This is a genomic window from Synechococcus sp. H55.9, assembly GCF_047462355.1.
Classification (GTDB): Bacteria; Cyanobacteriota; Cyanobacteriia; order Thermostichales; family Thermostichaceae; genus Thermostichus.
In genome coordinates, this window is record NZ_JANSJB010000052.1 from 8,728 (window position 1) to 18,449 (window position 9,722).

Consider the following 9,722-nt stretch of genomic DNA (forward strand, 5'->3'; position numbering starts at 1 on the left):
GAGATGGAGGCTTTGACGGCGGTTGCAGTGGCTGCCCTCACCCTGTACGACATGGCCAAGGCCTTGGAAAAGGCGATGGTGATCGAGAATATCCGCCTGTTGTGCAAGTATGGGGGAAGTTCCGGGCCTTCTGGGTTCGATCAGAATAGCCCGTCCCAGTGAGATGTTGAAGAGGTTGCACCAACCGGGAGGGCTTATCGGGATCGCGCTGCTGGCCGGGGTGCTGGCACTGCTCTGGCCAATGCTGCAGCGGGGCTACCCCATCACCCATTCCACCCACTTCAATCTCAATTGGGCCTTCCAGTATCAGCGCCAGTTTTTCGGCGGGCAGTTTTACCCCCGCTGGCTGGAGTATTCCAACTTTGGCTATGGCAACCCCACCTTTGCCTTCTATCCGCCCCTGTGTATGGTGGCCACTTTGCCCTTTCGAGCCCTGGGGCTGGACATGCTCGGCTCTTTGGTGGCCAGCATGGGCCTAGCGATGGCGGTCTTGGGGCTGGGGCTGTACCTTCTGCTGCGGCAGGTGCTTCCTTGGGCTTTGGCGCTGGTCTTGGCCCTGCTGAGCATGGCCGGCCCCTACTGGCTGGTGGATATCTACCAAAGGGGAGCCATAGGGGAAGTGTGGGCCATTGCCGTCTCCCCCTGGATTTTCTGGGCCTCGCTGCAGACGATCTGCCGGCCCCAGTCCATCTGGCCGGTTGCGGCTTTGGCCCTGAGCTATGGCCTGCTGGCGCTGTCCCACCTGCCCACCTTGCTGGTGTTTACCCTGATTTGGCTGCCTCTGCCTTGGGTGGTGGGGGGAAGGGATCCCTTCTGGCCCAGGGTGGGGCGCTGCTACCTGGGGTTTGGGCTGGGGCTAGGGTGGACGGCGTTTTATCTGCTGCCAGCCTTTTGGGATCAGCGGCATGTCCAGGTGGATTTTGTCAACTTTGCCGACGAGTATACACCCCACCATCGCCTGATGGTGAGCGGGCTCATGCAGCTGCAGCCGCGCTGGACAGAGCACTGGTTTGAGAGCAACCTGGTGGGGTACTGGGTTTGGATGGCGGCGGTTCTGGGAGGAGTTGGGATCCTGGTTTTTTGGCTGGCCCGCCGGTCGGGGAGGAGTTTCTCCTGCCAGGAAAGTGGTGCTGCCGAATCTCTTGCCAGAGCCACCCTGCTCTACAGCTTGGGAGCCAGCCTGGTGGCGCTGCTGATGATGACGGATCTGCTGGCTTGGCTCTACGAGTGGGTTTTGCCCCTGCGGCGGATTCAGTTCTCCTGGCGCTGGATGGCGGTAACGGCGGTAACCGTGCCTTGGCTAGTGGGATCTCTAGCTGGGTGGGGATGGGGGCACAAGCGCTGGCGGCTCCCTTTGCTGGTGGGGCTCGGCCTGGCCATGGCAGTCCAAACCTGGCAGGGCTTGCAACTGGTGTCCAAAGCCGGCTTTGATCCGCCGCTTGTCCAAACTTTTCAAGAACTCGCTGCAGCCAAGCAGTTCCCCAACGAGCCCCAAGAGCGGCCGGGCATTGCTTTCTTGCACATGCACTGGCGCTTTCCCGATGGGCTGGCGCTGGTGGATGCGCTGGAATACCGGCCCCGCCAGGCGACGCTGCCCATGCCGCCCCCACAGGTGGATCCGCTGCTGCAGTGGCAAGGCGAGGTAGAGGATCCGGCGGCGCGGCTCCAGGTGGAAGAGTGGCGCTACGGCTACCGTCGCTTTCGGGCGCTTAACCCCACCGGTCAGGAGCAAGCTGTAGTCTTGCGCACGTTTTACTACCCCGCCTGGCGGGTACAAATTGATGGACGGTTCAGAGCTGCTGAATACAACGGGCCAGGGCTGTTGCAAGTGCGGATCCCGCCGGGGGAGCACCGCGTGGAGGTGCGCTACTTGGGCACGGCGGCGGACTGGCTGGGCTGGATCCTGACCGGCGTGGCAGGAGTGCTGCTGGTGGAGCTGCGGCGGCTGCTCCGTCTGTTGGGGTTGAGGACAACAGAGGAGGCAACACCATGTTGAGTCGCGTGGCCGATTCCATCTACTGGCTCAACCGCTACGTGGAGCGGGCCGAGAACATTGCCCGTTTTATCGATGTCAACCTAAACCTCATCCTCGACTCACCTAGTGGCACAGCTCAGCAATGGGATCCCATCATCTCCACCACTGGGGATCAGGAGCTGTTTTACCAGCGCTACGGCCAGGCGACCCAGGAAACGGTGATCCAGTTTCTGGCTTTTGATAGGGATTATCCCAACTCGATTTTTTCCTGCTTGCGGCTGGCACGGGAAAATGCCCGCTCTGTGCGGGAGATCATTTCTTCGGAAATGTGGGAGCGGGTGAATCGCTTCTACTTAATGGTGAAGGAAGCTGCTCAACAGTGGCCGCATCTGAGCCAGCTCCACGATTTCTTCACGGAAGTCAAGCTGGCCAGCCATCTCTTTGCTGGGGTGATGGATGCCACCATGACCCACGGGGAGGGGTGGCACTTTGGACAAATCGGCCGCCTTTTGGAACGGGCCGACAAAACGGCTCGCATTCTGGATGTTAAGTATTTTATTTTGCTGCCTTCTGTACAGGATGTGGGCACGCCCCTGGATGAATTGCAGTGGATTGCTCTCCTAAAGTCGGCCAGCGCTTATGAAATGTATCGAAAATACAGCCGCCAACACCGCATTAACCCTAGAGAGGTGGCCTCTTTCCTGATTTTGGATCGGCAATTTCCCCGCTCCATTCAGTTTTGTCTCATTCACGCCGATCGCTCCCTACACCAGATTACTGGAACCCCTGCTGATACTTGGCGGGATCCCAGTGAGCGGGCTTTGGGACGGCTGCGCTCTGAGCTGGATTATCTCACCATTGACGATATTATGGAGCAGGGCTTACACGAATTTCTCGACAAGTTGCAATTGCAAATGAATTACGTTGGCGATTGCATCTACGAAAGTTTCTTTGCCATTCGCCCTTTGCAGACGGCTGACCCCCCTCTGCTCCTGCAGCGCCAAGCTTAGCCGAAACCCCTCACCCCCGGCCCCTCTCCCAAAGAGATAGCCCAAGCGCTCCGCGCCGCTCACGCGACCACCCCCGGCCCCTCTCCCAAAGGGAGAGGGGGGTTAATCTCTTTCACGGCTGTTGTATGCTTGCATCTGGTCAGCTGCCGGGGCAAAGGCGGTGCAGAGCACTGGGGAGGCCGGGAATTGCCGCACCGTTACTGGCGGTAGGATTGATGGAAGTTGTTGCTGGTTGGAGAGTGGGGTTGGAGCAGCAGCCGCGAGGGATCGACCAGGCAGCCTTTGTGGCCGCCAATGCCACGCTGATTGGCGATGTGCAGCTCTCGGAAGGGGTGAGCATCTGGTACGGGGCCATTTTGCGAGGGGATCTGTCGCCGATTGTGATTGGCCGCCGCAGCAACATTCAAGACGGGGCGATCCTGCACGGGGATCCGGAGCAGCCGACCTGCATCGGCGAGGAGGTCACCGTCGGCCATCGGGCCGTCATCCACAGCGCCCACATCGAGGCGGGATCCCTGGTGGGGATTGGGGCCGTCATCCTCAACAGAGTCACCATCGGGGCGGGCAGCATGGTCGGGGCTGGAGCGGTGGTCACCCGCTCGCTGCCGCCCCGCTCTTTGGCAGTCGGGATCCCGGCCAAGGTCATCCGCACCCTGACAGACCAAGAGGTGGAGCAGTTGCGCCGCCACGCCGAGCACTATGTGGATTTGGCGCTGCAACACGCCCGTCGTTTCGCCAGATGGCCGGGCCCTGCTGCTCGGGCCTAAGCCTACCCTTCAGCAGCGGGGATCCCCGCAGAGCACCCAGGTATCTTTGCTGCCGCCCCCTTGGGAGGAGTTGACCACTAGGGATCCCTTTTTGAGGGCCACGCGGGTTAGGCCGCCGGGATGAACGTAGATCTCTTTGCCGTAGAGGATGTAGGGCCGCAGATCCACATGGCAGGGCTCCAGCCTCAGCCCCTCTCCCCAATCCACGAGGGTGGGCACGCGGGAAAGACACACGACGGGCTGGGCGATGTAGTTGCGGGGCTGGGCGCGGATTTTCTCGGCAAAAGCGGCCCGCTCCTCCGGTGTGGCCCGCGGTCCCATCAGCATGCCGTAGCCGCCCGACTCATTGGCCGCCTTCACCACCAACTTGTCCAGGTTCTCCAGCACATAAGCTTGATCCTTGGGATCCCAACACAAGTAGGTGGGCACATTGGGCAAAATCGCTTCTTCTCCCAGGTAGTAGCGGATCATCTGGGGCACATAGGCGTAGATGACCTTATCGTCTGCCACTCCTGTCCCCAAGGCATTGGCAATTGCCAGCCGACCCGAGCGATAGACCTCAAACAGGCCGGGTACCCCCAAGAGGGAATCGGGGCGAAAGACCAGCGGATCGATGAAGTCATCGTCGATGCGGCGGTAGATTACATCCACCCGTTGCAGGCCCTTGGTGGTGCGCATCTGCAAATAGCCATCGGCCACCACCAAATCCCGTCCTTCCACCAGCTCCACCCCCATCTGCTGGGCCAGAAAAGAATGCTCGAAGTAGGCGGAGTTGTAGATGCCGGGGGTGAGCACCACCACTGTCGGGTTGGCCAGGTGCGGCGGCGTCAGATTGAGGAGGGTATCCAACAAGTGGCTGGGGTAGTCGTCCACCGGGCGGATCCCCATCGTGTTAAACAGCGAGGGAAAGGTGCTTTTCATCACCCGCCGGTTTTCCAGCACATAGGAAATGCCCGAGGGGCAGCGCAGGTTGTCTTCCAGCACGTACCAAGTCCCGTCCCGATCCCGCACCAGGTCGGTGCCGGTGACGTGGCACCAAATTCTCCCCGGCGGGTTGAGCCCAATACAAGGCCGCAGGAATCCTTTGGCCGTCTCGACCAGCTCAGCAGGGATCACCCCATCCTTGAGGATCTTCTGGTCGTGATAGACGTCGTCGATAAACAGGTTCAGGGCATGGATGCGCTGCTTCAGGCCCTGCTCCAGCCGCTGCCACTCAGAGGCTGAGACGATGCGGGGAATGATGTCGAAGGGGAAAATCCGCTCCGTGCCCTGGCTGTCGCCATAGACGTTGAAGGTTACCCCCATCTGAAAGAGGGCTGCCTGGGCCGCCGCTTGCCGCTGCTGCAGCTCTCCTTCTCCCAGCGAATGCAGGCGCTCAATCAGCGGGATCGCCTCAGGGCGAGGCCGACCGCGCCCCACAAACAGCTCATCGTAAAAACCTTCACCTGGGTCATAAGTATCAAAACGCACGTCGGGATCCCTCGAACCCTACCCTGTTTTACTGTGGGCGGCTCTGGATTTGCCTAGTGTGCTTCCGGCTACTTTTACGGTTATCGTGGTGGAAGTTAGGACAGGGGGTATACCGGTTGCCCCCAGTCAGCCAGAGTTGTCAAGGTTTATGGTGGCGAGCGGTACTTTCTCAGCTTTGTTGTCAATGTAGTGTAGAGGAATGAACCGGACACCCTCTTTTGTAAATCGGCCCCTCATCGGCGTTACTACCCCCAGCCGCAACGGCCAGGGAGATTTTGTGGCGCCGGGCCGCTATGTGGATGCCCTTCGCGCTGCCGGCGGGATCCCCGTTCTTTTTCCCCCAGGCGAAAGTGAGCCACAAGCGCTGCTGGCTGCGGTAGATGGGCTGGTGTTGACAGGAGGCGGCGACCTTTGCCCCAGCACCTACGGAGAGGATCCCCAACATCCCCAGGTGCGTCACGTCAGCGCCGAGCGGGATCGCTTTGAGATGGCCTTGGCGGCAGCCGCGCTGGCGCAAGGGATCCCGGTCTTGGGCATTTGTCGAGGGATGCAGTTGCTGAACGTGGTCAGCGGCGGCAAGCTGATCCCCCATGTGCCCGACGTGTACGACGAGCTGGATCATTTCAACCCCGCCGATCGCAAGCCCGTTCGCCACAGCGTCAGCCTCATCCGCTCCACCCGCCTGCAGCAAATTGTCGGCGTCGACGCAATCTCCGTAGTCTCTTGGCACCACCAGGCTGTTTGGGGGGTGCCGGCGGGCTGGCGTTTGGCTGCCTGTTCTCCCGACGAGCTCATCGAGGCCATCGAGCACGAAACCCATCCCTGGGCTATTGCCGTGCAGTGGCACCCCGAGTTCACCTTTGAAGAGGCTGAGCATTTTCGCCTGTTTCAGGCCTTTGTGCAGGCAGCGCTGCAGTTTTCGCCGCGCCTGGCCAGCCCTGAAGCAATGCCTCAGGTTGCCTAGGGATCCTGTGCTGCTGCTGGAGAAGAGGCGGGGGCTTATCCCTCGCGATAGCCAGGGGAGAGCCCTTGCTATGCTTTGCCCAGTGCCCCCAAAAGAGGGCCTATGAGCAGGAGACAGGCACTGGCTAGAGCAGTTCTGGGTGTCTTAGCTTTTTTCGGTTTAGGTTTTGGCTGTAGTCCCAGCCCTTGGCTGCGTCAGTTTGGCACCCCTTCCTCTGACGAGGCTCGCGCCATCGCAATTGATGGAAAGGGAAATATTTGGGTGGCGGGGGTAACGGAGGGAAGCTTTTTGGGCCAAAGCTCGGCAGGGGGTGGCGATGGTTTCTTGCGCAAGTACAATGCCTGGGGCCGAGAGCTCTGGACACGGCAGTTGGGCACCCCTGCTTTAGACGAAGTTGTGGCGGTGGCAGTGGACAGGAGAGGGAACACCTGGGTGGCAGGAGTGACCTACGGCGCTTTCCCTGGCTACAGCAATGCCGGCGCAAAAGACATCTTCCTGCGTAAGCACGATCCCCAGGGTCGGGAGCTCTGGACGCAGCAGTTGGGCGGTGCTGAGCCTGACCAGGTCACTGCCATTGCCGTGGATGGCAAGGGCAATGTCTGGGTAACCGGGAATAGCGGAGGCAAGAGCTTTGTGCGCCAATACAACGCTGACGGCAAACCGCTCTGGGTCCGCGAGCTAGGGGCCCAGGTCACTGCCCTGGCCGCCGATGGGGCAGGAAATCTCTGGATAACCGGATTCGTCCGCGACCGCACAAGGGCTGGCGGCTTTGTCGGCCAGTATGATCCCAGCGGCAACCAGGTTTGGCTGCGCCAGTTTTCCAACAAAGGGGGCGACGGCACTCTTGCCATCGCTGTGGGAGAGGAGGGAAATGTTTGGGTGGCGGGCTATACCCAAGAGGCTCCTGCTGGCCAGGCCTTGCTCCAGGGGTACAGTGTCTTTGTGCGGCAGTATGATCCCTACGGCAACGAGCTCTGGAGCCGCCAATGGGACGGCGCGCAAGGGGAGCGCCCTCTGGCCATTGCCGTGGATAGGCTCGGAAGGGTCTGGGTGGCAGGATCCACCCAGGGGATCCCTGCAAGTCGCAGCGATGCCTTTGTCCGCCTCTACGATACCAACGGCGGCGAGCTCTGGCGCCACCAGTTCGGCAGCGCCGACTTCGACTGGATCCAGGCCATGGCGCTAGACCAAGAGGGCACCCTCGGGGTGGTAGGTGTAACCTGGGGATCCCTCGCCGGAGAGCCCCATGCTGGTCTGAAAGATGTCTTTGTGCTCAAGTACGGCCGTTAGATTGACACCCCCACCGCCTCAAGGCGTAGGGTTCTCACGTAGTTCAAACAGGCGCTGTCAAGACGCCTCTAGACAGTCCCCTCAGGAAAAGCCCTGCTCGCGTCAGCAGGACGGCGTCCTCTCGCGTCTCGGACGCCTGCACCAGTCGGGTTTTTCACCGTGATTAGCTGCTGGCCTGGGAACGGTACGCCTTTTCGGCAAGTATACCCTTGGCAATTACGAGCTTTTCCGCTCCCCACGCAAGTGCGGGGCTACCAAGCTATCCTTCTGTGTAGTCTCAAGGAGATGGCGGGGCGCCTGGCGCTGGCTCTATGCACCGGATAGCTGCTTTGCCGGGGGGATGGGATCCTTCCCAAGGTGGGGTCATTTTCCTGGAGCAGGATCCTGCGCCCATCGTTGTCCTGTCGGCAGCCGACACGGATCTGACGGCCTTGAGCGCAGCCATGCGCCTGCTGCCGGCTGATTTCCCGGCGGTGCGGGCGGCTAACCTCTTGCAGTTGCAACAGCCTCTCAGCATCGACGACTACGCCGAGAAGGTGTTGCGGCAAGCTCAGGTGGTGCTCCTGCGCCTGTTGGGGGGAAGGGCCTACTGGAGCTATGGTCTGGAGGTGGCCAAAGAGGTAGCGGCAGCAGCGGGAGCCACCCTGATTGTGATCCCTGGGGATGACCGCCCCGATTGGGATTTGGTTAGCCACTCCACCGTGCCCCTGACAGTAGCAGACCGGGTGTGGCAGTACTGGCTGGAAGGAGGGGCAGCCAATGTGGCGGCTTGCTTGAAATTCTTGGCCAGGGAGTTTCTGGGACAGGAGTACGCCGTGCCAGAGCCGCAGGTGCTGCCCCGGCTGGGGATCTACCATCCCCCCCTATCCCCCCTCAGGGATCCCCAGGCCCCCAAGGTAGGGATCCTGCTCTACCGGGCCCATGTTTTGGCGGGGAATACGCAGCCAATAGATGCCCTGGCCAACGCCCTGCAGGAGCGGGGGTTGCAGCCGCTGTGTCTGTACACCTATGGCCTGCAGGAGCCGGACTTGCCGCAGGCCATCCGGGAGCACTTCGGCGGCCAAATTGAACTTTTGTTGAACACCACCAGCTTTTCCCTGGCCCGCCTGGAGAGCGAGCAGCCCGATGTCCGTCTCTGGCAGGAGCTGGATGTGCCGGTTGTGCAGGTGGTCTTGAGCAGTGGGTCGCGGGAGCGCTGGGAGAACTCCACTCGGGGCTTGGGGGCGCGGGATCTGGCCATGAACGTGGTGCTGCCGGAGGTGGACGGCCGCATCCTCAGCCGCGCCATCTCGTTCAAGACGGTTCAACAGTGGGATCCCCGCCTGCAGACGGAGATCATGGCCTATGAGGCTGTGCCGGATCGGGTGGCGTTTGTAGCCGAGCTGGCGGCCAACTGGGTAAAGCTGCGGCGCACTCCTGCCAACCAGCGCCGTCTAGCCTTGATTTTGGCCAACTACCCCAGCCGGGATGGACGGCTGGCCAATGGGGTAGGGTTGGATACACCGGCAAGCTGCGTCGAGATCCTCAAGGCCCTGGCGCAAGCCGACTACCGCGCCTGTCCACTGCCCCAGAGCGGAGATGAGCTCATCCGCTGGCTAACCCAGGGCCAAACCTATGATCCGCTGGGATCCCTACGCCCGGCGCGGCAGGTGCTGCCGGCTGCCCTCTACCGGGAGTGGTTTGCCCAGTTGCCCGCCGCCGTCCAGGACAATCTAGTGCGGCAGTGGGGGGATCCGCCCGCCCACGACATCCCCATTGTCGGCCTGCAGTTGGAGCATGTTTTTGTCGGCCTCCAGCCGCCGCGGGGCTACGACCAGGATCCTGCTTTGAACTACCACGCCCCGGATCTGGCGCCGCCCCACGAGTACCTCGCCTTTTACCTGTGGCTGCGGCAAGCGTTTGGCGTGCAGGCAGTGGTGCATGTGGGCAAGCACGGCAACCTGGAGTGGCTGCCTGGCAAGGGATCCGCCCTTTCGGCCACCTGCTACCCAGAAATAGCCTTGGGGCCTCTGCCCCACTTCTACCCCTTCATCGTCAACGATCCTGGCGAGGGATCCCAGGCCAAGCGGCGGGCTCAGGCTGTCATCCTCGACCACCTCACCCCGCCCTTAACCCGTGCCGAGCTCTACGGGCCCTTGGCGGAACTGGAGCGGCTGATGGACGAGTACTACGAGGCCCAGCAGATGGATCCTGGGCGCTGCCCGCTGATCCGCGCCCAGATCCAGGAGCTTGCCTGCCGAGAGCAC

At 61.6% G+C, this 9,722-nt stretch carries 8 protein-coding genes; 7 read left to right on the top strand and 1 reads right to left on the bottom strand.

The genetic code is table 11. The features are described 5' to 3' along the window. The 4 genes from NW857_RS08175 to NW857_RS08190 form a co-directional block, all read left to right on the top strand. Positions 1–162 (top strand): cyclic pyranopterin monophosphate synthase MoaC (locus tag NW857_RS08175; RefSeq protein WP_414368622.1); only part of this gene is annotated, 162 nt, incomplete at its 5' end. A gap of 1 nt (position 163) precedes the next feature. Further along, positions 164–1,996, top strand: coding sequence for a hypothetical protein (locus tag NW857_RS08180; RefSeq protein WP_414368610.1), 1,833 nt, complete (start codon positions 164–166; stop codon positions 1,994–1,996). Beyond that, the gene (locus NW857_RS08185) at positions 1,990–2,985 is read left to right on the top strand and encodes an alpha-E domain-containing protein (RefSeq protein ID WP_414335413.1); all 996 of its coding nucleotides are present in this window, start codon (positions 1,990–1,992) and stop codon (positions 2,983–2,985) included. The genes NW857_RS08180 and NW857_RS08185 overlap by 7 nt, the downstream gene beginning before the upstream one ends. A gap of 215 nt (positions 2,986–3,200) precedes the next feature. Then, on the top strand, positions 3,201–3,752 hold the full coding sequence (locus NW857_RS08190; protein ID WP_414368612.1) for a gamma carbonic anhydrase family protein: 552 nt from the start codon (positions 3,201–3,203) through the stop codon (positions 3,750–3,752). 9 nt (positions 3,753–3,761) lie between these two features. Here the strand turns inward: NW857_RS08190 and NW857_RS08195 are convergent, their stop codons facing one another. After that, positions 3,762–5,222 (bottom strand): circularly permuted type 2 ATP-grasp protein, encoded by a 1,461-nt coding sequence (locus NW857_RS08195; protein WP_414335409.1) that lies wholly within the window; start codon positions 5,220–5,222, stop codon positions 3,762–3,764. A 199-nt stretch (positions 5,223–5,421) separates the two neighbouring features. Between NW857_RS08195 and NW857_RS08200 the strand changes: the two genes are divergently transcribed. The 3 genes from NW857_RS08200 to NW857_RS08210 form a co-directional block, all read left to right on the top strand. After that, positions 5,422–6,186 carry a gamma-glutamyl-gamma-aminobutyrate hydrolase family protein gene (locus NW857_RS08200; RefSeq protein ID WP_414335407.1) on the top strand — a complete coding sequence of 255 codons (765 nt, stop codon included), beginning with the start codon at positions 5,422–5,424 and terminating at the stop codon, positions 6,184–6,186. Between the two features lie 102 nt (positions 6,187–6,288). Next, complete coding sequence (locus NW857_RS08205) at positions 6,289–7,476, top strand: SBBP repeat-containing protein (protein ID WP_414368615.1); 1,188 nt, start codon at positions 6,289–6,291, stop codon at positions 7,474–7,476. Positions 7,477–7,787: 311 nt separating this feature from the next. Next, positions 7,788–9,722, top strand: a 1,935-nt coding sequence (locus NW857_RS08210; protein ID WP_414368617.1) for a cobaltochelatase subunit CobN, incomplete at its 3' end; no start/stop codon positions are given.